This window comes from Aeoliella mucimassa (assembly GCF_007748035.1).
GTDB lineage: Bacteria > Planctomycetota > Planctomycetia > Pirellulales > Lacipirellulaceae > Aeoliella > Aeoliella mucimassa.
This window is the reverse complement of record NZ_CP036278.1, coordinates 5421423-5442977: the sequence shown is the minus strand read 5'-3', so window position 1 is coordinate 5442977 and position 21555 is coordinate 5421423. Positions and strand designations below refer to the sequence as shown.

The 21555-nt window shown below is 57.0% G+C and carries 31 protein-coding genes; 7 read left to right on the top strand and 24 right to left on the bottom strand.

Features of this window, described 5'->3' with window-relative positions:
* Positions 1-10 precede the first annotated feature (10 nt).
* The 20 genes from rplO to rpsJ all read right to left on the bottom strand — a co-directional run bounded on the left by rplO (position 11) and on the right by rpsJ (position 10130).
* Positions 11-499 (bottom strand): 50S ribosomal protein L15, encoded by a 489-nt coding sequence (rplO, locus tag Pan181_RS21425; protein ID WP_145249926.1) that lies wholly within the window; start codon positions 497-499, stop codon positions 11-13.
* Complete coding sequence (rpsE, locus tag Pan181_RS21420) at positions 496-990, bottom strand: 30S ribosomal protein S5 (protein WP_145249923.1); 495 nt, start codon at positions 988-990, stop codon at positions 496-498. Before rpsE ends, rplO begins: the two co-directional genes overlap by 4 nt.
* 122 nt (positions 991-1112) lie before the next feature.
* A complete protein-coding gene (gene rplR, locus Pan181_RS21415; RefSeq protein WP_145249920.1) occupies positions 1113-1481 on the bottom strand; it encodes a 50S ribosomal protein L18 in 369 nt (122 codons plus the stop codon).
* Between the two features lie 71 nt (positions 1482-1552).
* Positions 1553-2098 (bottom strand): 50S ribosomal protein L6, encoded by a 546-nt coding sequence (gene rplF, locus Pan181_RS21410; RefSeq protein ID WP_145249917.1) that lies wholly within the window; start codon positions 2096-2098, stop codon positions 1553-1555.
* A gap of 96 nt (positions 2099-2194) precedes the next feature.
* The gene (gene rpsH / locus Pan181_RS21405; RefSeq protein ID WP_145249914.1) at positions 2195-2596 is read right to left on the bottom strand and encodes a 30S ribosomal protein S8; all 402 of its coding nucleotides are present in this window, start codon (positions 2594-2596) and stop codon (positions 2195-2197) included.
* Positions 2597-2691: 95 nt separating this feature from the next.
* The gene (locus Pan181_RS21400) at positions 2692-2877 is read right to left on the bottom strand and encodes a type Z 30S ribosomal protein S14 (protein WP_145249911.1); all 186 of its coding nucleotides are present in this window, start codon (positions 2875-2877) and stop codon (positions 2692-2694) included.
* Between the two features lie 48 nt (positions 2878-2925).
* On the bottom strand, positions 2926-3495 hold the full coding sequence (gene rplE / locus Pan181_RS21395; protein WP_145249909.1) for a 50S ribosomal protein L5: 570 nt from the start codon (positions 3493-3495) through the stop codon (positions 2926-2928).
* Between the two features lie 82 nt (positions 3496-3577).
* Positions 3578-3946, bottom strand: coding sequence for a 50S ribosomal protein L24 (gene rplX, locus Pan181_RS21390; RefSeq protein ID WP_145249906.1), 369 nt, complete (start codon positions 3944-3946; stop codon positions 3578-3580).
* A gap of 33 nt (positions 3947-3979) precedes the next feature.
* The gene (gene rplN / locus Pan181_RS21385; protein WP_145249903.1) at positions 3980-4348 is read right to left on the bottom strand and encodes a 50S ribosomal protein L14; all 369 of its coding nucleotides are present in this window, start codon (positions 4346-4348) and stop codon (positions 3980-3982) included.
* 53 nt (positions 4349-4401) lie between these two features.
* On the bottom strand, positions 4402-4710 hold the full coding sequence (rpsQ, locus tag Pan181_RS21380) for a 30S ribosomal protein S17 (RefSeq protein ID WP_145249900.1): 309 nt from the start codon (positions 4708-4710) through the stop codon (positions 4402-4404).
* 61 nt (positions 4711-4771) lie between these two features.
* Positions 4772-4993: a 50S ribosomal protein L29 gene (gene rpmC, locus Pan181_RS21375; RefSeq protein WP_145249897.1), complete on the bottom strand. Its 222-nt coding sequence runs from the start codon at positions 4991-4993 to the stop codon at positions 4772-4774.
* 84 nt (positions 4994-5077) lie between these two features.
* Complete coding sequence (rplP, locus tag Pan181_RS21370) at positions 5078-5482, bottom strand: 50S ribosomal protein L16 (RefSeq protein ID WP_449188354.1); 405 nt, start codon at positions 5480-5482, stop codon at positions 5078-5080.
* Positions 5430-6125 carry a 30S ribosomal protein S3 gene (gene rpsC / locus Pan181_RS21365; RefSeq protein WP_145249891.1) on the bottom strand — a complete coding sequence of 232 codons (696 nt, stop codon included), beginning with the start codon at positions 6123-6125 and terminating at the stop codon, positions 5430-5432. Before rpsC ends, rplP begins: the two co-directional genes overlap by 53 nt.
* A 57-nt stretch (positions 6126-6182) precedes the next feature.
* Positions 6183-6509 carry a 50S ribosomal protein L22 gene (rplV, locus tag Pan181_RS21360; protein ID WP_145249888.1) on the bottom strand — a complete coding sequence of 109 codons (327 nt, stop codon included), beginning with the start codon at positions 6507-6509 and terminating at the stop codon, positions 6183-6185.
* Between the two features lie 85 nt (positions 6510-6594).
* Positions 6595-6861, bottom strand: a complete 267-nt coding sequence (rpsS, locus tag Pan181_RS21355; protein WP_145249885.1) for a 30S ribosomal protein S19 — start codon at positions 6859-6861, stop codon at positions 6595-6597.
* 81 nt (positions 6862-6942) lie between these two features.
* Positions 6943-7806, bottom strand: a complete 864-nt coding sequence (gene rplB / locus Pan181_RS21350; RefSeq protein WP_145249882.1) for a 50S ribosomal protein L2 — start codon at positions 7804-7806, stop codon at positions 6943-6945.
* A gap of 56 nt (positions 7807-7862) precedes the next feature.
* Entirely contained in the window at positions 7863-8177 is a 315-nt protein-coding gene (rplW, locus tag Pan181_RS21345; RefSeq protein ID WP_145249879.1) for a 50S ribosomal protein L23, read from the bottom strand.
* A 21-nt stretch (positions 8178-8198) separates the two neighbouring features.
* Positions 8199-8861 carry a 50S ribosomal protein L4 gene (gene rplD, locus Pan181_RS21340; protein WP_145249878.1) on the bottom strand — a complete coding sequence of 221 codons (663 nt, stop codon included), beginning with the start codon at positions 8859-8861 and terminating at the stop codon, positions 8199-8201.
* 67 nt (positions 8862-8928) lie between these two features.
* Positions 8929-9582 (bottom strand): 50S ribosomal protein L3, encoded by a 654-nt coding sequence (rplC, locus tag Pan181_RS21335; RefSeq protein ID WP_145252383.1) that lies wholly within the window; start codon positions 9580-9582, stop codon positions 8929-8931.
* A 224-nt stretch (positions 9583-9806) separates the two neighbouring features.
* Complete coding sequence (rpsJ, locus tag Pan181_RS21330) at positions 9807-10130, bottom strand: 30S ribosomal protein S10 (protein ID WP_145249875.1); 324 nt, start codon at positions 10128-10130, stop codon at positions 9807-9809.
* A 456-nt stretch (positions 10131-10586) separates the two neighbouring features.
* Between rpsJ and Pan181_RS21325 the strand changes: the two genes are divergently transcribed.
* The 3 genes from Pan181_RS21325 (at position 10587) to Pan181_RS21315 (ending at position 13301) form a co-directional block, all read left to right on the top strand.
* Complete coding sequence (locus Pan181_RS21325) at positions 10587-11483, top strand: hypothetical protein (protein ID WP_197528571.1); 897 nt, start codon at positions 10587-10589, stop codon at positions 11481-11483.
* 13 nt (positions 11484-11496) lie between these two features.
* Positions 11497-12492 carry a hypothetical protein gene (locus Pan181_RS21320; protein ID WP_145249871.1) on the top strand — a complete coding sequence of 332 codons (996 nt, stop codon included), beginning with the start codon at positions 11497-11499 and terminating at the stop codon, positions 12490-12492.
* A 227-nt stretch (positions 12493-12719) separates the two neighbouring features.
* Positions 12720-13301, top strand: a complete 582-nt coding sequence (locus tag Pan181_RS21315) for a hypothetical protein (RefSeq protein ID WP_145249868.1) — start codon at positions 12720-12722, stop codon at positions 13299-13301.
* 193 nt (positions 13302-13494) lie between these two features.
* Here the strand turns inward: Pan181_RS21315 and Pan181_RS21310 are convergent, their stop codons facing one another.
* From Pan181_RS21310 to Pan181_RS21300, 3 genes are all read right to left on the bottom strand, one after another.
* Complete coding sequence (locus Pan181_RS21310) at positions 13495-13986, bottom strand: hypothetical protein (RefSeq protein WP_145249867.1); 492 nt, start codon at positions 13984-13986, stop codon at positions 13495-13497.
* Positions 13987-14254: 268 nt separating this feature from the next.
* Positions 14255-14476: a hypothetical protein gene (locus tag Pan181_RS21305; protein ID WP_145249865.1), complete on the bottom strand. Its 222-nt coding sequence runs from the start codon at positions 14474-14476 to the stop codon at positions 14255-14257.
* A gap of 11 nt (positions 14477-14487) precedes the next feature.
* Positions 14488-15429 carry an IS5 family transposase gene (locus tag Pan181_RS21300; RefSeq protein ID WP_145244898.1) on the bottom strand — a complete coding sequence of 314 codons (942 nt, stop codon included), beginning with the start codon at positions 15427-15429 and terminating at the stop codon, positions 14488-14490.
* A 764-nt stretch (positions 15430-16193) separates the two neighbouring features.
* Here Pan181_RS21300 and Pan181_RS21295 point away from each other — a divergent pair.
* The 4 genes from Pan181_RS21295 to Pan181_RS21280 all read left to right on the top strand — a co-directional run bounded on the left by Pan181_RS21295 (position 16194) and on the right by Pan181_RS21280 (position 20126).
* Positions 16194-17075 carry a hypothetical protein gene (locus Pan181_RS21295; RefSeq protein WP_145249863.1) on the top strand — a complete coding sequence of 294 codons (882 nt, stop codon included), beginning with the start codon at positions 16194-16196 and terminating at the stop codon, positions 17073-17075.
* A gap of 184 nt (positions 17076-17259) precedes the next feature.
* Entirely contained in the window at positions 17260-18300 is a 1041-nt protein-coding gene (gene fba / locus Pan181_RS21290; RefSeq protein ID WP_145249861.1) for a class II fructose-bisphosphate aldolase, read from the top strand.
* Positions 18301-18441: 141 nt separating this feature from the next.
* Entirely contained in the window at positions 18442-19362 is a 921-nt protein-coding gene (locus Pan181_RS21285) for a sulfurtransferase (protein ID WP_145249859.1), read from the top strand.
* Positions 19363-19415: 53 nt separating this feature from the next.
* Positions 19416-20126, top strand: coding sequence for a DUF3891 family protein (locus Pan181_RS21280; RefSeq protein ID WP_145249857.1), 711 nt, complete (start codon positions 19416-19418; stop codon positions 20124-20126).
* On the opposite strand, the gene Pan181_RS21275 is transcribed toward Pan181_RS21280, so the two are convergent.
* Positions 20123-21394: an IS4 family transposase gene (locus Pan181_RS21275; protein WP_145245135.1), complete on the bottom strand. Its 1272-nt coding sequence runs from the start codon at positions 21392-21394 to the stop codon at positions 20123-20125. The genes Pan181_RS21280 and Pan181_RS21275 overlap by 4 nt on opposite strands.
* Positions 21395-21555: the final 161 nt, after the last annotated feature.

Genomic DNA, 21555 nt, shown 5'->3' with positions numbered 1-21555 from the left:
TCGCAACCGCTTACTTTTCCGCCTTCTTGCCTTTTTCAGCCACAGGCGTCTTGCCAGGGAGCACAACGGCCTCGGCCCCGGCCTTTTCGATCTTTTCGAGAGCCGACTTGCTGAAGCGGTGAGCCGAAATCTTGACCTTCTTGGTCAGTTCGCCATCGCCCAGCACCTTAAGCAGGTCGTAACGACCCTTGGCCAGGTTCTTTTCAGCCAGTGCTTCGAGGGTGACTTCGGCACCAGCTTCGAACGCCTTGTCGATTTCACCAAGATTCACCACCACTACCGTGAGACCCCAACGATTGTTGAAGCCACGCTTAGGAATGCGGCGAACCAGATTCATAGCACCACCCTGGAAGGTGGGCTTGCGTGAAGAACCAGCACGCGAACCTTGGCCCTTGTGGCCACGGCCAGCTGTTTTGCCCTGCCCCGAACCGGGACCTCGACCCAAACGCTTGCGTTTGCGGTTCTTCTGTATTCCGCGATGGACGTCGTCCAAAATCATGATAGGGTCACTCCTCGGAGTCGCTCAACTTCCATGCGTGGGCGGAGTTGCTTCAGGCCTGCGATGGTGGCTTTCACCAGCGAGACGGGATTATTCGAGCCAAAGCTCTTGGTCAAAATGTCATGGATACCTGCAGCTTCGCAAACCGCACGCACTGCAGCACCGGCGATTACACCAGTACCAGGCGAAGCGGGAACGAGCACCACGCGGGCGGCACCGAACTCACCAATCACCTGGTGAGGGATGGTCGACTCGTCCATCGGGACTTCGACCATGCTCCGCATGCCTTCTTTGCGGGCTTTTTCGACGCAGGGGGGGACTTCGTTGGCTTTGCCGTAGCCCCAGCCCACTTTGCCGTTGCCATCGCCAACGACCACCATGGCGGCGAAACTGAAGCGACGACCACCCTTTACCACGGCGGCACAACGCTTGATCTTCACCACGTGTTCGTTCAGTTCGCCACGTTGGCGTTCTTCTTGTACTTTTGCCACGCTTGATTGCTCCGCGTAAGTCGGAGGTAACTGGAGTGAGTTAATCGAATCGAACTCGATCCCGAGTACTCACAGAAACTTCGTTAAGTATCTCTTCGCAAGGGCGACAAGTCGCCCACACACTAAAACTGCAAACCACCTTCACGAGCGGCATCGGCCAGAGCTGCTACCCGGCCATGGTACTTGTAAGCACCACGGTCGAAGCAAACCGTTTCGATACCCGCTTGCTTGGCGCGTTCGGCAAGGGCCTTGCCGACCAGAGCAGCCGCATCTTTGTTGCCGCCGTATTTTACATCGCCGGACAGACCTTTATCGAGCGTCGAAGCACTGGCAAGTGTCTTGCCAGCGATGTCGTCGATCAACTGAGCCGACATGTGCTTGTGACTCCGGGTCACCGACAGGCGAGGACGTTCAGCGGTTCCATTAAGCCGCTTGCGAACGCGAAAACGCCGCCGAGTCCGCTGGCGAAAAATGGCTCTACTATGTTCCATGGCAGGAATAACCTCTGCGAAATCGACTCGCAAGTGAGCACCTTGCCCACTCACGCATGAATGCTTTTATCTTACTTGGTACCGGTCTTACCAGCCTTACGACGCACTTGCTCGCCTTCGTAGCGAATGCCTTTGCCTTTGTAAGGTTCTGGCTTGCGTACAGCACGCACTTCCGCGGCGAACTGGCCGACCTTTTGCTTGTCCATGCCTTTGACCAGAATGTGCGTCTGATCTGGGCAGGTAACTTCGAGTTCCTTCGGGATCTTCTTGTGGATCTCGTTGGCGAAACCGACGCGAAGCTGAAGTACATCACCAGCGATAGCACCGAGGTAACCAACGCCGTGGATCTCGAGCTTCTTCTGATAGCCTTCGGTAACACCGACAATCATATTATCGATAAGCGAGCGGGTCAGACCGTGATAGGCACGCACTTCACGCACTTCGCTATCACGCGAGCAGATCACTTCGTTGGTTTCGCTGTTCACCTCGATCTTGATCTCCGGGCGGTGATCGTAGGTGAGTTTACCCAGCTTACCCTCAACGGTAACCGTACCGTTGGTGATATCAATCTTGACCCCGCTAGGGATCGTAATCGGTTTCTTGCCAATTCTCGACATGATTCAGACTCTTAGCTTTCGGCTGTCAGCTATTAGGGGGTTGTTTTCTGGCCGCGGCGGTTCCGCTGGCCATGAGCCGCTCGTGAGCCGCTGTTGTTACCACAATTCACAAAGTACTTCGCCACCCAACTTGCGTTGGCGGGCTTCGCGGTCGCTGATCACACCACGACTGGTGCTGATCACCGAAATACCCAAACCGTTGAGCACGGGCTTCAACGTGTTGGCACGGGCGTACACGCGGCAGCCTGGTTTGCTGATCCGCTTGATGTGGCGGATAACACGTTCACCATTGGGGCCGTACTTCAGGTCGATGTGCAGTGTCTTTTGGGGTTCGCCTTCGGTCTCAACCTCGTGCCAATCCCAGATATAACCTTCACGCTTTAGCACTTCGGCCAAACCGCACTTCACTTTCGACACCGGCAGCGACACCGTGGGCCGTTCCACGCGAACAGCGTTGCGGATGCGAGTGAGCATATCGGCGATCGGGTCGGTCATCATCGCGCCAGAAACTCCTGGGGTAATGGCTGGTAGCTTTCGCTAACAGCTTCTTATTTGGTGGACGCTCGGCTACGGCCGAGGTCAGTGTGCCTTGGTTACCAACTAGCTTTGCGGACGCCTGGAATCATGCCTTTGTCAGCAAGATTCCGGAAGCAGATCCGGCAAATACCGAACTTACGATAAACAGCGCGGGGACGACCGCAAATCTTGCAGCGGTTCTCGCGGCGGGTGCTGAACTTCGGTTCGCGGTTGGCCTTGGCGATTTTTGATTTACTTGCCACGAATCGGGTTTCCTTGAGACGGGATCTCTTGGTCGTTGAAAGGGGGGATTACTCTTCGACGTCCGGACGCTTGAACGGGAACTGGAACGACTTGAGTAACTCGCGGGAATCATCGTTGGAGTGCCCCGACATGCAGATGACAATGTTCATGCCTTGGCTGCGGGTGTACTTGTCGGGGTTCAACTCTGGGAACACCAGGATTTCCGAAAGTCCCAGGCTATAGTTGCCATTGCCATCGAACGCGGTGTCGCTCAGTCCGCGAAAGTCGCGAACACGAGGAAGTACCAGCGAAATCAGGCGATCGAGGAACTCGTACATCCGAGCTCCACGCAGGGTGACCTTTGCCCCGATCGGCATGCCTTGACGCAACTTAAAGTTGGCGACGCTCTTTCGAGCCCGGCAGATCAGCGGCTTCTGACCGGTGATCTCGGTAAGGGCACTTACCGCATCTTCCATGTTCTTCTTGTCGCTGATCGCGCTGCCCACGCCCATGCTGACCACGATCTTTTCGATCTTCGGCAGGGAGTGAGGATTCTTGCGACCCAGGCTTTCAGCCAGAGCCGGTCGAATCTCCTTGTTGTATTGTTCCGCCAGGCGGGGGACGACTGAAGTGGACATGATGGCTATCGGTTATTGCTAGGTATCGCGACTGACCGGCGACTCATTGGTCGGCCTGGCCAGGCCTGAGTTGTGTAAGCTTTTACTTCTTGGCGTGAGCAGCCCGCGGCGGAGCAATCCGACCAGTCGAGGTGCCGCACTTCTTGCAGTACCGCTCCTTGCTTCCATCATCCAGGAAGCGGGCCCCGAGACGGACGCCCTTGCTGCAGGAACTGCAGTAAAACATGATGTTCGAAACATCGACCGGCATCTCCTTACGGAGACGGCCGCCTTGGGGGTACTTCTGGCTGCGACGAACGTGCTTCCATACCAGGTTCACGCCTTCGACCAGTGCCTTGCCCTTGGCGCGATCTACCTGCACGACAGTGTGCACCTTGCGAGTGCCGTCGTCTTGTTTGGTGCTGTCTTCGCCGGAAATCACGACGACGCTGTCACCTGCTTTGATTAACATCTTGGTAGCTGGGGCTGAGGACTCGGATCTGAACTAAACTACTTCGTTAGCCAAGCTAACGATCTTCATGAAGCGACGTTCGCGAAGTTCGCGAGCGACCGCACCGAAGATACGTGTACCACGCGGGTTGCCGTCTTTGTCTACCAACACAACCGCGTTGGAGTCGAAGCGAACGTAGCTTCCGTCGGCCCGGCGGGTCGGGGATTTGGCACGCACGATCACGGCACGCACGACAGCCTTTTTCTTGACGTCGCTACCGGGGATCACGCTCTTCACGCTGCAGACAATAATGTCGCCAAGGCCGGCGAACCGACGACGGCTACCACCCAACACCTTGACGCACATCACTTCTTTGGCGCCAGTGTTGTCGGCAACGTTCAGCCTGGTTTGCATCTGAATCATGGTTTACTCGCTTATCTTACTCGCTCGACTCGCCACGGCCGGCGAGGGGCTGCTTACTTGGCTTCTTCAGCTTCCTGTTCCGCTTTTTGGGCTGCCCGCAACGCGGCCAGGTCCACCGCTTGGCTCTTGGCCACGACCCGCACCAAATCCCAACGCTTGGTCTTCGACTTTGGTGGGCATTCAATAATCTCTACCGTATCGCCCATGGCCGATTCGTTTTGCTCGTCGTGCACATGGCACACCGTGCGGCGGCGAATGAACTTACCGTACTTGGGATGCCGTTCCAAACGCGACACTTCCACGCGACGCGACTTGTTCATGCGATCGCTGGTAACGACGCCAATTACTTGCTTCTTAGGCATTGTTGGAGGATTCGGGGTAAAGTCTCGGAGTTCAGGGACCCGCTAAAGTCGACCTGAGTAGTTATTTGGTAGCTTCTTCTTGCGCACCTGCAGCAATGGCACGCTCACTTTGAATCGTCTTGACGCGAGCAATCAAACGGCGATTAATCCGCAGTTCGGTCGGAGCGTCCAGGCGTTCGGTTTGCGACTGAATACGCAAGCGAAACAGGTGTTCGGCAGCATCTTTGAGCGTCAGCTCAAGTTGCTCGTCACTCATCTCGCGTAGTTCTTTGGCGGTAGTCATGGTCGGCTATCGGCGGTTAGCTGTGGCTATCAGCGATGAATCGTTCGTCTCGCTCACACGTTAGAGCGAGACCCTCTGCCATAGTTAGGCTTGTCGTTTAATCATCCGGCAACGAACTGGCATCTTGTGAGCCAGACGAGCGAAGGTCATCTTCGCTTGTTGCTCGCTAACGCCGGATACCTCGTACATAACCGTACCAGGCTTCACCGTGGCGGCCCAATAATCAGGTTCACCCTTACCCTTACCCATACGAGTTTCGAGCGGGATCGACGTAACTGACTTATGGGGGAAGATGCGGATATAAAGCCGACCTTCACCACGAATATATTGCTGAGCGGCGATACGACCTGCTTCGATCGTTTGCGCGCTTACCCAGCCACCTTCGGTAGCCTGAAGTCCAAAGTCGCCATACACCACGGTGTTACCGCGGGTCGCGTTACCTTTTATACGACCTCTTTGGCTTTTTCGATGTTTGACCCTCTTGGGCATCAGCGCCATCGGTATCGTCCTCAAACATGCCTTTGTTAATCCAAACCTGGACGCCAATATGCCCTTGCGGGGTCATGGCTTCCACAAAACCGTAATCGATGTTTGCACGGAGCGTACTCAGCGGAATCGATCCGGTAATCTGCTTTTCGCGGCGAGCCATTTCGGCACCACCTAGGCGTCCTGCCAACTCAATCTTAATGCCCTTGGCACCCGCCTCCATGGTTTGCTCCATCGCCCGCTTCATGGTGCGACGGAAGCCAGCTCGCTTGCCCAGCTGCTCGGCGATATCCTCGGCAACGAGGTGAGCCTGCAACTCAGGGCGACTAATTTCCTCGATCTTGATGTTGATCCGACGACCAATCAAGTTCTGCAGTTCGTCCTGCAGTTGTTCCACTTGCTGACCTTTGCGGCCGATGATCACACCAGGCCGGGCAGCGTGCAGAACTACCTTCACTTCGTCGCGGGTCCGCTCGATTTCCACCTTGGGAATACCAGCGAACTTGTATTTCTTGGTCACGTAGTCCCGGATCTTTTTGTCTTCCAGGAGCAGCTCCGCAAAGTCTCGCTTCGAGGCATACCAGCGGCTCTTCCAGTCGAGCATGATGCCGGTGCGAAAACCAATGGGATTGACTTTTTGGCCCATAATGTAGGGTTCTGGGGTCGGAGTTCGGAAATCAGGGACAGTTGCGTTGCGTAGCGACTACTCGACGGCTACTACAATATGACTGAATCGCTTCTTAATAACATGGGCCATGCCGCGGGCACGAGGGCGGAGTCGCTTGAACATCGGGCCACCGTCGACGCGGGCTTCCACCACACGCAGACCACCCAAGTTCGGAGCGCCACGATCCTCGGCATTCGCGCGGGCACTTTTCAGCACCTTCTCGAGCATCCGAGCCCCACGATGGGGTTGGTACTTGAGAATGGCCAGGGCCTCGTCGACTTCTTGCCCACGAATCATATTCGCCAGCGGACGCACCTTCGTGGCGCTGATTCGTGCATGCTTGTGTATTGCTTTGTATGCCATTGCTCAGGCTCTCGGCTCAATGCTTTTGGTTCCCAGGCCGCTAGTTGGTCATCCAACCAGCTCCACAGGACAAATAGCCAGTTAATTACTTCTTCTTCGCTGCGTGCCCACGGAAACTACGGGTGGGAGCAAACTCACCCAGCTTGTGCCCGACCATGTCTTCGGTGACAAACACTTTCATGTGCAACTTGCCGTTGTGCACCATGAACGTGTGGCCAACGAATTCAGGAATGATCGTGCAGGCCCGCGCCCAAGTCGTGATCGGTTCTTTGCGACCCGACTCGTTTTGCTTCTCGACCTTTAGATAAAGCTTCGGGTCGACGTAAGGGCCTTTTTTCAGTGAACGTGACATGTATTGGCTCTCGGCTAATCAGCTATTGGCTGTTCGCTGTGGGTGATCGGCAGTTGCTCGCTACCGACCGACAGTTTGTATTTACTTCTTTACCAGTTTCTGCACGCCGTACCGCTTGCTCTTGCGACGACGCACGATCGCGGCGTTCGAAGGCTTGCGACGTTGGCGAGTCATGCCGCCCTTGGCGCTCTTGCCGGTGGGGCTCACTGGGTGGCGACCACCCTTAGTGCGACCTTCACCACCACCATGCGGATGGTCATGCGGGTTCATCGCGGTACCACGAACGTGGGGACGACGGCCCAACCAACGCTTGCGGCCTGCTTTACCCAGGACGATGGCACTGTGATCGGAGTTGCTAGTCGAACCAACCGTTGCCCGGCAGGCCGAAGGGATACGACGGATTTCACCGCTCGGCAGCGAAATCTGAGCCCAGTCGGCTTCACGAGCCATCAGTGTAGCACTCGTACCAGCACTGCGGCAAAGCTCGGCACCACGGCCAGCCTTGAGTTCGACATTGTGCACCACGGTACCCAGCGGAATCTTCGACAGTGGCAAGCAGTTGCCGACCTTAGGCTCGCACTCAGGACCGCTCATCACTTGGTCGCCAGCCTTCAGGCCAGCAGGGGCGATAATGTAACGCTTTTCGCCGTCGGCGTAGTGGAGCAGAGCAATGCGAGCGGTACGATTGGGGTCGTACTGAATCGAATCGACCTTGGCCGGCACGCCATCTTTGTTGCGACGGAAGTCGATCAGGCGGTAACGACGCTTGTGACCACCACCACGAAAACGTACCGTGGTGACACCTTGGTTATTGCGACCACCGGTCTTGGTGATCGTCCGCAGCAGGCTCTTCTCGGGCTTGGCACCTGGCGTCAAGTCCTTGAAGTCGCTTACCGAGGCACCACGGCGGCCCGGAGTCGTCGGATTGTATTTGCGAATACCCATTTGTTCGAAGCTTTCAGCGTTCTGTTTTTAGTAGGCGGTTAAGTGACTCTCAACTACTAAAAGAACTCGATGGTGTGCTCTTTATCCAATGTGACGATGGCCTTCTTCCAATCGCCAGTGTATCCGAAACGCTGACGGGTGCGGCGTGGCTTGCCCTTGCGGTTCTGGATGTGAATCTTCTCAACCTTCACGTCAAACAGCTTTTCAACTGCCTTGCGAATATCGGTCTTGGTTGCCAGCTTATTGACCTGGAAGGCATACGCGTTGAAGCGTGTCGATTGCTCGGTGCCCTTTTCGGTCACTAGCGGCCGAAGCAGAATCTGATGCGGTTCCAGCTCCAGCGTTGTTTTTTGGGGAATATGGCGAGGCATGGCTCACTAACCTTTGCTTGACTATTCTGCGGCGGACGACTCGGCCGAACTTCCATTCGCTCCGGCCGACGCACGGAGAACATCGAGTGCCGACTTGGTTACGAGCAACCGACGGGCCGACAAAACGCTCAAGGCGTTCAGCTCAGCCGCGGGGGCTACCGCAACCCGGTCGATGTTACGACCACTCTTGTAGACATTCACGTTGTAACCATCGGTCGCAACGAGCAGCGAATCGTTCTCGATGCCCAGGTGCTTGATGATCGACACCATGTTGCGAGTCTTTGGCGACTCGAACGACAACTCGTCGATGACTACCATTTCGTCATCCTGCACCTTCGAAGCGATGGCCATGCGAGTAGCCAAACGAAGGGCCTTACGAGGCAGTGAATAAGAGTAATCGCGAGGACGCACCGCGTGGATGTGACCACCACCACGGCGGACACCACTGCGGCGATGACCAGCACGGGCGTTACCCGTACCCTTTTGGCGGTACAACTTCTTGGTGCTGCCAGCGACTTCGGCGCGGGTTTTCGTTTTGTGGCTACCCTGACGCTGATTGGCCTGGTACATCACCACGGCGTCGTGCAGCAGTTGCTTGTTGATCGCAGGCGCGAAGTCCGTCGGCTCGACATTGTAGGTGCCGACCTTGTTGCCTTTTCGATCGTGAATTGTGAGCTTAGGCATGATTGCAGGTACTCGGTATCGAGCTTAAAGAGAGAAACCCCTCCGTCCTCTGACCTCCGACCTCTCCCTACAGTTTGTTGGTTTGCTTAACGACGACGAACCCACCATTCGGACCGGGGACGCTGCCGCGAACCAGAAGCAAGTTGTTATCCGCATCGACGCGGACGATCTTTTGATTGCGAACGGTCGTGCGGGCGTTGCCGTACTGACCGGGCATCCGAATACCCTTGAACAAGCGACTCGGGTAAGCACTACAGCCAGTACCACCCAAGTGACGGTGACACTTCTTGACACCGTGCGTGGCACGCTGACCGCTGAAGTTGTGCCGCTTCATGGCACCGGAGAAACCGCGACCCTTGCTCGTGGCAATGATGTCGACGGACTTAATTTCGGCGAAAGCGTCGACCGTGACCTTCGAGCCAGGAGCCAGATCACCAGCACCGCCGCGGATCTCGCGGACAAAACGCTTTGGCTCACAGGAGGCCTTGGGAGCAGCTTCGACACCAGCAGCGGTGCGAGCCTTAGAACGCTTGCTATCGAGCTTTGCTACATGACCCCGCTCGCTTCGGCTAGCCAAGCGACGCGGCTTATCGAGATAACCAATCTGCACGGCTTCGTAGCCGTCTTTGTCCTGCGTGCGAACCTGCAACACATCACAGGGTCCTGCTTGAACAACCGTCACCGGGACGACGACACCCGAGTCGTCGTAAACCTGCGTCATCCCGACCTTGCGGCCCAGGATACCCACAACTGGATTGCTGGCTGACATCTCTCTATCGCTCATCGCTTATTTCGCGACGAACGCCCTCAGTATATGGTCATGTAGGCTTGTGAGCGGGGAGACACGCGGACTGACTTCAGGGGCTCTAAGCACCGAAGACAGACCCCGGCTTACCCTGCTCAACTTCCGATCATGCGTCTTTTACCCACAGAAATATTATAAAATTAAGCCGTGGTGGCTTTGATCTTGATGTCCACACCAGCAGGCAGGCTCAGCTTATTGAGTGCCTCGATGGTCTTGGCCGTAGCCTGGACGATATCGATTAGCCGCTTGTGAGTGCGGATCTCGAACTGCTGTCGCGACTTCTTGTCGACGTGCGGACCACGCAGAACGGTGTATCGCTCAATACGAGTCGGCAATGGGATAGGGCCATGAACAATGGAGTTAGTCCGTTTGGCGGTATCTACGATCTCGGCTGCACTCTGATCGAGTACCGAATGATCGTAAGCTTCCATTCGAATGCGAATAATTTCCTGTGCTTGCGCCACGACGGATGCTCCTCACTCCACCTCAGTGTATTGGCGGCTCGAGTCGAGCCTGCACCGAGGTCCATTACCCTGGTTTTCAAACAACAATAGTCGCCCCCTCGAACTCAAGGGGAATCGGTGAATTTACTGGCCCAGCTCCAATGCGTCAACCGGCTGCCGATTGAATTTCAAAATGTGTTTTTCCCGGTGCTGGCATCTCTGTTACATCCACGAGAGACCGCCTATTTCACCCGAATTCCCTCACTTCAGCGAGGTGCGGCGCAGCATCTAGCGTTGCCTTGGCCGATGGGTAGGGAGGAATATTTGCCTGGCAACAGGCATTTTTCGAGCGCCAGCTATTCGGCCTGGTGAGTAAGATGAGAACCGTAACGTGTCCTCCGCAGCTATCGCCATGTTCGGCGGTTCTCTGGCAAACGTGGTTTTTCCGGGCGGACACGGTCCTTGGGAGGGGGTTTCGTGGCGCTCAATGTGAAGTGTCCGTGCGGCAAGCAGTATTCGGTTCCCGAGTCTGCCGCAGGCAAAAAGGGCAAATGCAACAGCTGTGGCCTGACGTTTGTCATTCCTAGCCCCGAGCTTTCCGCAAGCAACGTGGCCCCGGCAGTTTCGGGTCAGTCGGAGCCTGTTACTGCCTCAGCTGAACAGGGGAACAAACTTGCTCCCCATGACGACACCGAAAACTACAATCCATTTGCCGCGCCCACCACGAGCTCCGCGCCCGACATCCCCTCATCAGGCGTCGGCACAATCGACATCCGTTCGGCCGGACTCTCTTGGGCCATCTACCTCGTCTTCTATGGTGCGGTGATCACGCTTGTTAGCCCAGTGCTGTTGGTAACGAGCTTGGTGATATCGTTGGTATTCCGTTCTGATGCGATTTGGATTTTCATCGTTGGAGCCCTTGGCCTGGTCCTTTTAGGATACTTGCTCAATACAGCCGGCCGGGTCCTGTGCCTGGTTCGCGCCCCATCGCTTGGCAACGCGGGATTGCTCGTTGCCTCGATTGCTTGCGATCTCAGCTCGATCGCTCTCACTGTACTTAGCGTTGCCGATATCACCGACCATCAAATCACTTCCCTTGCGGGACTGCTGGCCCTCGCGTCATGGCTACTCTTTGCCTTCTACCTCAAGGCAATAGCCAAACTTATAGGAGATGCATCCCTCGTAGACGAAGCCCGCAGGCTCACGCTGATACTCGGGGTGGCCGTTGCGTTGCCGATAGTGAATAGCCTGCTTGTGCTCCTGTTTGGCTCGGCGATGATTGCTTTTGGCTTAGGGTCGTTTGCGATCATGCTCTACGGGCTGGTAATGTACATGCTCCTGATTCGACACACCGCCAAAGCGGTTCGACCTTAATCCAAGCGTTACGATGATTCCCTACTTACGTTCTAGCACTCACCTACTTTCACTCACCTGCTTTGCTGTATTCGGCATGACCATTACTTCGGCTCGAGCAGCCGAGCCGACGAGCATCGCCCACCAACTGGCGAGCGTGCCCGACTCTCTCGCCCATCAATACGGTGCGCGGGACGATCGTGGGCATTCGCTCGACTGCTTGAATCCCTACCAGGACGATCAGCACCGCATTCTGGGTGTCTATCACTACCTGCGCGACGGAGTCTTTCACCTGGCGCTCGGCGAGTCGAGCGACGCAGTGCACTGGAAGTTCCTGGCCAAACTCGATACGCACGCCTCGCAAGGGCAGCTTTTGCAAACTCCCGATGGCGAGTATCTGCTCGCTTACGAAAAGGATGCCCCCAACAGCTGCTGGATTCGCATCGCCCGCTACGAGAGCTTTGCTTCGCTCTGCCAGTCGGAGGCAAGCCGCTCCATCGATATCGATCGCACGCTCGCTCCTACTGCCGAAGGGACACCGATGATCGAGCACATCAGCGAGCAGGATGGCGAGGAGGTGCTCGACGTGCGGCTGCATTATTACCGCAACGCCGAGGTTGATCGCCTGGCCCGCGGGCGGTTGGTCGCGTTCGAGCAATGGTCGGCCAAGCCTGATGCGTCGCTCAATCGAAAGTTCACTAAACTCGGCGCACGCGGCAACTTTGGCAGTCGCGATCTGTTCTCCTGGGCGGGCGAAGCGTATTGCTTACAGGAGATTCAGCTCGCTCCTCAAGACTGGAGCTCCTGGCGAGTCTATCTATGCAACCCGACCGGCGAGCCGATCGAGGAGCTGAAGATTCAAACGCACCAAGGCTCCAGGTCGTTTGCGAATCCTCATGCCGAGCCGGTGACATTGAGCGACGGCACCCGCGCGGTGCTCGTTACCGCGTTCATGCCGAGTGAAGGCTCCGCGGCCGGCGAGTCGGGCGAGCTCCTCTACCTGGTCCGCCAGCCAGCAGACCGCCCGTAACCGCGGCTTGCTATCACACGCTGCGGTGCATCACGCGCTAGCGTAACCAACGGCTATCGGTTTGTAAAAAACGCAACGCGATGCAATTGTTTCACTCTCCTAGAGTAGAAACACGGGGAAACGTGCCCCAAATGGCAACTGGCACCAGACTTGCTTCGTGAGGCGGTCGCGTCACATTTTACTCTCGTCGAAAGGATTCACGAAGGTTTCATGCGATTGTGATAGCGGTGTTGGTTTCGGTCGCGGCCGAGGTAACCCCCTCGGCCCCACCGTACGCACCCCCTCGTTATGCGCCTGCGATTCCCAGCATGGTGCCTTCCCCTGCACCGCAAGCGGCACCAACCATCGCTCCGGCGGTCGAGGGACGGCCGATCACTCTCAATATCGGCGAAACCATGTTTGCCGCCAGCACTCTGGCGGTCGCTCCAGCGATTCCGACGGAAGCTACCGAACAAGACTCCCCCAACACCCAACAGATCGTGCTCGAAGGCAAAGCGTGTTGCTCGATTGGCGATGGCGACGTGCTGATCGTGGCCGACCGAATTCAAGTCGAACTGCAAGGAGCCAATGTGAAAAACGTGATGGGGCTCGGCAATTGCTCCTACGTCGAACAAAACAACAACGGCATGCAGGCTTCTGCCAATCGCATTCAACTCCACGAAGGTGGTGTTCTACTCGAAGGCAAGGTGCGACTGCTGTGCTCGAACGGATCGATCGTCGAAGCCGAATCGATACAAAGCCAAGCGAACAGCAGCGGCAAGCAACGCTTCCGCGTCTCCGACGAAGCCACCATCACGATCGACGACTAACCGTCGCCACGTTTCGATAACATCGTTCACACCTCCCCTTCGCTCCTTCCTTGAAGACGAATTGCGAGGGACTGGAGCCTTGCTCTGGTCCCTCGCTTTCGTATTGCCGGGACTCAATCGCTCAATCGTTTAGCCCAAAGCCGTAGGCGATGGCTTTCGACACGGTGCATGAAGAGTCGCACTTCGTCTCATTCTATTTCGATGCACGCGCCGCGTGCTCGCGGGCCAGTATCTCCGCGATGTCGGCCACTTGGCCGCGGAAGATCTCGGAGGGTTGAAACTCATATTCCTTCTTCAGATCGGCGACCTCGTGTGCAGGAGGTAAGTAGTCGCCAGCTACCTTGATGCTTAGCACTTCTCCACAGTGTGGCAGTCGCGTGAGTGTAAATTCTTGACTCGGGAACGCATGGGGCGGCGGTAGTTCATTCAGATACTCGTCGCCCTCGTCATTTTCCGATGACTCGCCCCTGTAGAGGTCTGTGTTGTAGAGCCATTGCCCCTGGAGGTAACGAATCGTCTCCTCTCCAATCCCTAAGGCCAGGATGGGTGCAATGTTTTGAAAGTACGAGATTTCAATCACCTCGGGGTCGATCACGTGAATCACCTGAACGATCTGATCTTCGATATCTCGCCTGATTAGTCGTCGCGGCTTGGGACAGAACGGCACCAGAAGGATTAGCATCACGATCAGAAAGCCAGTTGCAACGAACCAGCCGATCCAGTAGGCAATGCTTGCTATCTCTGTGGAAATGGAAGAACCGATGAAGCGACAGAAGAGGCTTAGCCCAAAGCCAAGAAATAGAAACCAAACAGCCAGACAACCGTAGTCGGTGAAATCGGTTCGCAGAATCCGATTTAGCTCCCGTTGCTCGTCGGGAGTGGGAAGTCTCTCGGTTAGTGTATGCGCAGCCGGCTCCTTGGATTGCCGGTGGTGGAAGAGCGAATAGGCATTGCTAGTCGATATCCAGCATCACGATCATGGTTTGAGCGACTGAGAACCTGCAGTTCTGGCGAATAGCCTCTTGCTTGAGTAGCCTCTTGCCATCCTCTCCAAGATCCTCGACGACCTCAATTGCTGCATCGTCGGCCCCCGCCCCCGCTAAAAAGAGCATGCAGGCCGTGCGGATAATCCAGCGGCCGAGGAACTCCCAGTGCCATTTCTGGTAGAGCATCATGGCCTTGTTGACTAACTCCACTCGAACTGTGGAAGCCCGAGTTGGGTGAATTGATTGATGATTTTACAGCGCAAGCGGGCTTCCGTTTGTTGGTTTTCGAATACTCGGTTTTTGAGATGGCTCCCAAAGCTTTGTTTCACTCGGTACATGGTCGTTTCCGCCAAGCTTCTACGATGATAGCCCACTTCCTCTTTCCAACTCCTACGCCCCTTGCGTCGAATCTGACGAATTGCCTCGTCCCGGGGCAAAGGCTCCTCCGCAGAGTTGCCATGTTGTTTGATCTTGGCGTTGTGCTGCGGCGGAATCACCGGCTCAATGCCTTCGGATTCCAGCCCTTCATAAACCTTCCACTTGTCGTAACTACCGTCGCCGTGAAACTTTTTTACGGGCTGCTCCACCTGCTCCAGCATTTCGGGAACCGCATCGGCATCGTGGCAACTGTTCTCGGTCAAAATCTCCGCCACAATCTCGCGGGTGTCAGGATTCACCGACAAATGCAGCTTCCGCCATGTCCGCCGCTTCGACTTGCCATGCGTCCGCATCTTCCATTCGCCCTCGCCAAACACTTTCATGCCGGTGCTATCCACCACGATATCGATGTCGCCCCTCTTGTTAGCGATATCGAGCGAAACATTCAGCTTGCTGGCTCGCTTGGCGAGCGAAGAATAATTGGGAATCGCTGCCTCGACGCCCAACATCGCCACCAGCGAGCGGCCGAATCCCTCAGTCTGCCGATAGGGAAGTTTCAGCAGTTCGCGAATCGTCAGCAAGCACTCGATCGCCGTATCGCTGAAGACAAAAGGGCGACCGACTTTTGTCTGGTCGTTAGGATGTTCCCAGTTCTCCAACGCCTCGTCGCTAAACCAAATAGTGATGTTTCCACGCTCGATGAGCGACTTGTTATACTCCTTCCAGTTCGTGACTTTGTAGGTTCGTTTTTCTTTCGTAGCCATGTTCGATCTCCGTAAAAAAGGTACGTGGTTCCATTCCACGTTAGTTTTTACGGAGGTTTGTGACTAATTGTTCAACAAGGCCGAGCATCATCAAAAAACGCGCCCAGCAAAGCTGGATCAGGGCAACGGCGAAACGCATGGGACCGTAGTCTTCTTTCTAACGTTCTTCAGGTAGGGCTTTTCCTTTGAAATTGGCCACCCAATCTGGTATAGTGAACACCTGAACCGCTGCGGTTCGGACGTTCGTTTTAACAACTGCAACAGAATCGAAAAAAGCGGCTAGTGCAAGTTGCACACCCATGAACTTCATTGACGGCCCTTTATCCCACGGATCACAAAACGATGAACGGAAATGGTCATTTTGAAAACGCCTTTGAGGCACCGTTGCGACACCAGATCCGAGGCTTGGGGCTACTTTCTATTACCCCTGGGGGCACAATCCCCGCAGCAAGCACCGGAGCGATCGACGCAAGTCGTTGCAAACAAAAGGGTTACGCCGAACAGAAAGGTTTCATGGGCCCGCGTTTTGCCCCCACGAATCGTTTTTCGGGCTTTTGGGGGCGGGGGCACAATCGCAAGTCCTTTCATGACAGGGGGTTACAACAATCGATTTCGCCCCACCCCAGCGAGTGGGGGCTTTATTCCATGACGCTCCACCATGTTCGTCCTTCGCCTGGCGAGTCGACCTTGCCGTGGACTGCGCGGTTTCCTATGCTCCGCCGCTGCTCGCACTTGCGCTTCCCTTCTCTTCGCTGTCGACCGTTATGTCCTTCGTCCATCGATTCTGGCCACCACTTGCCCTGGCGACAGTCTTGCTAGCCGCGGCGACTGGCTGCCATTCGCTGGGAAATCCAGGCGATTTAACGTCGGATTCACTACTGAAAGCGGCCAAACCCTCGCCCGACGCGGTGACGCTCGACATCTACTGGGCGCGGACCAGCGTCGACGACCAGGCGTTTGCGGCCGAGCTATGGCAGTCGGTCGAAGAGGATCGGCTGCCAGTCGAAGTGCGGCGATCGCTCGCCGAGTATGGCCTGCGGGCCGGCGTGGTCGGTGGTTCGCCGAGTGCCGAGTTGATGCAGCTATTGAATCCCAACGGCCAGGCGCCTGCGTCGAGCCAGCTAGCATCGCTCTCGTCGGCTCCGCCGAAGGTGACCAAGCGGATGAAGCAAATCGGTCTAGGCCAGCGACTCGAACTGCAAGCGACAGACTCGCCGCGGGAGTTCACGCTGCTGGAGAATCAGGATCACCAACTCACCGGGCGGCAATTTCCCGACGCCCAGGGAATTTACGGGCTCAAGGCGGTTTCGCGAACCAGCGACCGGGTGCAGGTGGAATTGCTGCCGGAACTGCACCACGGCCAGCCCCGCATGCAGATCCGCCCATCGGGCCCGGGGATGGTGGTTCAGCAGTTCGCTCGCGACTTCGAAGGGTTCGACGATTTGCGATTATCTGTAGATTTAGCGCCGGGCGAAATCCTCGTGATCACCTGCTTGCCGGAGTCTGCACACCGACTGGGCGGTTTGTTCCACCATACCGAGGTCGAGTCGTATGTGGAGCAGAAGTACCTACTGGTGCGGCTGGCTCACGTGCCGGAACCGGCCAATCTAGCGGCCGAGAAGAACAGCTACTGGCCTTGGAAATAAGGGCTTTGCGTCGCCTGGAGGGGATGTGGAGTCGCGCGATGTGCGATGCCGCACGACGCAAAAGTGTGCTGAGCCGTGGAGTCACAGTTGGGGGTCTCCGGCCCTCCTCCTCCGCACACAACAGCAGTAGAATGTGGTCTCATCCAGGTACACACACCTTTCCCTCCATTCAGGAGACACTATCATGCCACTAGTCCCTATGCGACTGCTGTTGGACCACGCCGCCGAAAATGATTACGGCCTGGCCGCGTTCAACGTGAACAACATGGAACAGATTCAAGCGATCATGGAAGCCGCGGCCGAGACGAACTCGCCGGTGATCGTGCAAGCTTCGCGTGGTGCTCGTAAGTACTCGCAAGACAACTACCTGCGTCACCTGATGCTGGCTGCTGCCGAGCTGTACCCGACCATTCCTATCGTCATGCACCAAGACCACGGTAACAGCCCCGACACGTGCCAGAGCGCGATCGACAACGGCTTTACCAGCGTAATGATGGACGGCAGCCTGCAGGCCGATGGCAGCACCCCCGCCGACTACGACTACAACGTCGGCGTTACCAAGACCGTGGTCGACGCTGCTCACAAGCAAGGCGTTTCGGTCGAAGGTGAACTCGGCTGCTTGGGCTCGCTCGAGACCGGCGGTGGCGAGCAAGAAGATGGCCATGGTGCCACCGAAGCGCTGTCGCACGATCAACTGCTGACCGACCCTGATGAAGCCGAACGCTTCGTCGCCGACACCGGTGTGGATGCCTTGGCTGTCGCTATCGGTACCAGCCACGGTGCTTACAAGTTCACCAAGAAGCCAACCGGCGAAGTGCTGGCCATGGATCGCATCGAAGAGATCCACAAGCGTCTGCCGAACTGCCACCTGGTGATGCACGGTTCGAGCAGCGTTCCTCAAGAGCTGCAGGACATCATCAACGAGTACGGTGGTGAAATGAAGCAAACCTACGGCGTGCCTGTCGAAGAGATCCAAAAGGGTATCAAGCACGGCGTGCGTAAGGTGAACGTCGACACCGACAACCGCATGGCCATCACCGGTGCCATCCGTAAGGTGTTCGCCACGACCCCCGAGAAGTTCGATCCCCGCGATTACCTGAAGCCCGCTCGCGAAAAGATGAAGGAAGTCTGCATCGCTCGCATGACCGCCTTTGGTCAAGCTGGCTGGGCCGACAAGATCAAGCCGGTTTCGATCGACGAGTTCTGCAGCTTCTACAAGGGCTAAGAACCGGGCGTCTAAGTGTCCAACAGCAGCCGGTGCTCTCCCCGGGGAGCGCCGGCTGTTTTGTTTGGTGCCGAGTGGATTGTGTGTTAGAGTTTGGTTCGAATCGCAACCTCGTTGTCCTGAATAACGGAAAGCACTGCCATGCACTGGACCCTCCCGACGATCGCTATCCTGATGTTGATGCTGCCTAATACGATCCACGCCGAGGAGAAAACCGAATTGTTGATGGAAGTCCCCCAGCTCGCCGAACGCCTGGCCGCCGAGTCGCAAGCTCCCAGCCCGCTGGTGGTGCTCGATGTTCGCTCGGCCGACGCGTTCGCCGAGGGTCATATTCATGGTGCGCTGCACGTGGATACCAAGGAGTGGAAGTCGACCTTCGGCCAGGGCGACGACACGGCCGCTTGGACCTCGCGCATCGGTCGCTACCTCCCCAGCAATAACACAACCGTGGTGGTCGTCGATACCAAGGTCTCTCCATCGGCTGCTCGCGTGTGGTGGATGCTCAAATACTGGGGCGTCGACGACGTTCGCGTGCTCAACGGCGGCATGCAGGCCTGGCGGGCGGCCGAGCAAAGCCTGTCGACCGACACTCCCTCGTTTGTCGAGAGCAGCACGTTCAAAGCAACCGCTCAGCCCGAGCGCTTCGCCGACTACGCCGAGGTGCGAGCGATTGCCGATAGCGACCAAGCGGCGACCTGCCTTATCGACACCCGCACCGACCAAGAGAATGAAGCCGGGTACATTCCTACCGCTCACCATCTGAACTGGGAAGAGCTGGTCGACGCCGACACCGGCAAGCTGCTCGAGATCAACCAGCTCAAGCAATTGCTCGAGCGCGTGCATTTCGATCCTGCGAAACCAACAGTCACTTACTGCGGCGGTGGCGGCCGCGCAGCGGTCATGGCGCTTGCTGTCGAGCTGGCCACCGGCAAGCCAGCCGCCAACTACCATGGCAGTTGGGGCGACTGGACCAAGCGCGAAGCCAGCGGCGGGCTGCCAGCCGAGTTGTCGTTTGGCAGCGCAACCGCCGGCGACACGCCGGAGCAATGCCCCGAGGAGTAACGCGAGTGCGCTGCTCGCAGCTTGTATGAAATTAGCCATCGTAAGCGGTTGCCATGATTCGCCGTTCTGTTCCTCTAGTCGAGAAGCCTGACAAATTGTTGCTTGTGTCGCAGGTGGAACACGCCCGCGTGAGCGCCGAGTTGGCGCGGGCGTGGGGCAGTGAGCAGGTACCGCCGGTGGTGTGTGCGGCCGATAGCGACAATCCTCACCTGCAAGACGTACGGCACGAACTACTATCGGCCATCGCCCGTCACGACGACGGTTGGGCGCGATGGGAAGCCAATCCGGCGATCGACCCCGAGCAAGGCCGGCCCTATTCGTTTCTCGATTTGCCTCGCGAGCAGGCGCTGCCGCTCTGGCGCGACTCGGTGCTTCGCTGCCGACAGATTGGTCCGCTGGCCGGCTGGGTGGTGGCCGGGCACTTCTCGCATCTGCTGGCCGATTCGCACGAAGCTGGCTGCGTGGTAAGTCAGGAATGGCAGCAAGAGATCGAGCTCTGGCGCGACGATTGGTTTCGCGACTGGCACAGCACCAACCGCCCAGTGCATTCCGCAAAGCTGGCCGAAGAGTGCCTGGAGTGGCTGCGGGTGTTCGACTGGCGGAGCCCATTACTGTCCGGAGTTCGGTTCTTTGCATTCCGGGAGTGTTGCGCGGCGTCTTATGATTGCATGGATTGGCTTACGCGATCAAGACTCGCCGCCTTTTTCCTTTCACATTGCGCAGGCGGCAGCGTGAGAATCGCGGCCGAGTGGCAGCGTCTCTAAGTCGATTGCTGTTTCTTTTTCTCGCTCCGCCGCGCGGCCGACTGCCGGGCCAGTTCGTTCTGACGTTCTCGCTCGCGGAGGATCGGCAGGATCTCTTCCAGGGTTGCCGCCCCGCGGCCGACCTGTCCCATTAGGGCGAACAGGTACTTGCTCGGTCGATAACCGGTGTGCAGGTACATCAGCAACACGGCAATGACCGCCACGTAGAAGTGCGTTTGCACCCCTTCGCTTGCGTGGCTGATCAAGTGTCCGAAGTTCGCAGAGCTCTTCAGCCACCGAAAGAACAGTTCTACTTGCCAACGATAGCGATACAGCATGGCAATCACGTGCGCCGGTACATCGAGCAGGTTGGTGATCAACCGCAGTTGCGACGGTTTTCCCTTTTCTTCGCAAGCGACGATGACTTCGCGAAGCTGCACTCGGGGAACTCGATGTCGGCTCGGATTCGAAGACTTGAAATGTCCCACTCCATCGCTGAGCACGCCGGCCGCTTTGTCTTTTTCGGTGAGTTCGCGACTTTTCACTTCCCGCAGCGTGGGCGAATTGCCCCCCGCTGGGCGATAACGAGCCACGAAGTGCGATTGCAACGCGTGTGTGTCGTCGTAGTGCGCTGCCAAGAGCGCGAAACTCATGAAGCCGCGGTCGTACAGATAGATACGACCGGGCTGCAACCGTTCGATGGCTGAATCGGCCTCGCTCTGGCCAGGGGATGGAATGACGATTGCCTCGGGAAGCCACGTGCTCACCGGCAAATGGACATCCACCCGCGCTCGATGCTTCTTCGCCCCATGATTGTTCGTATTGCACATGGCCCAGGCGACTTCGGCCACGGCCGGGAGAAACGTGCCATCGACGGCCACGGTCTGCTGGAGCAGTTCGTCGAGATCGTCGTCACCTATCGATTGCCGTTTTGACTTGCGGGCAAGTTGCCGGCGGAGGGCATCGAGAATCGGCTGCAATCGCTCGGGGTCGGCCAGTTGATTGAAGTCTGAGAGCGTACTTCTAGTGATCTTGCGAATCGAAAGGTGTTTCTGAGCCTGTACCGTTTGGCTGAAATCTTCGATGGTTCGCAAACTGCGGATGGTGGGATTGAAGAACGCCAGCAGGTAGGCTACGAACACGTCATCGAGAAATAACTTGCGATTACCGTGGGCGTCTTCCGAGCGGAGTTGTTTGAGAAACTTCTCCAAAAGCCGGACATACTTCCCCCCAATGACCTGCTCGGGCCACACTGGTAGCTCGTCTTTAGCAACTCGCTGGGAAGGCATGGACTATGTCGTACCACACCACTCCCCACCGCGCAAGTTCAGAATCGGTTAAGATTAATTCCGGACAGTAATGGGCGGAGCCAGTGGCACCCGGGGCAATGCACTACATCCATCCTCTGCACCCCTATTCCCTGAGAGGGAATCGACGCCCAGCGAAGGGT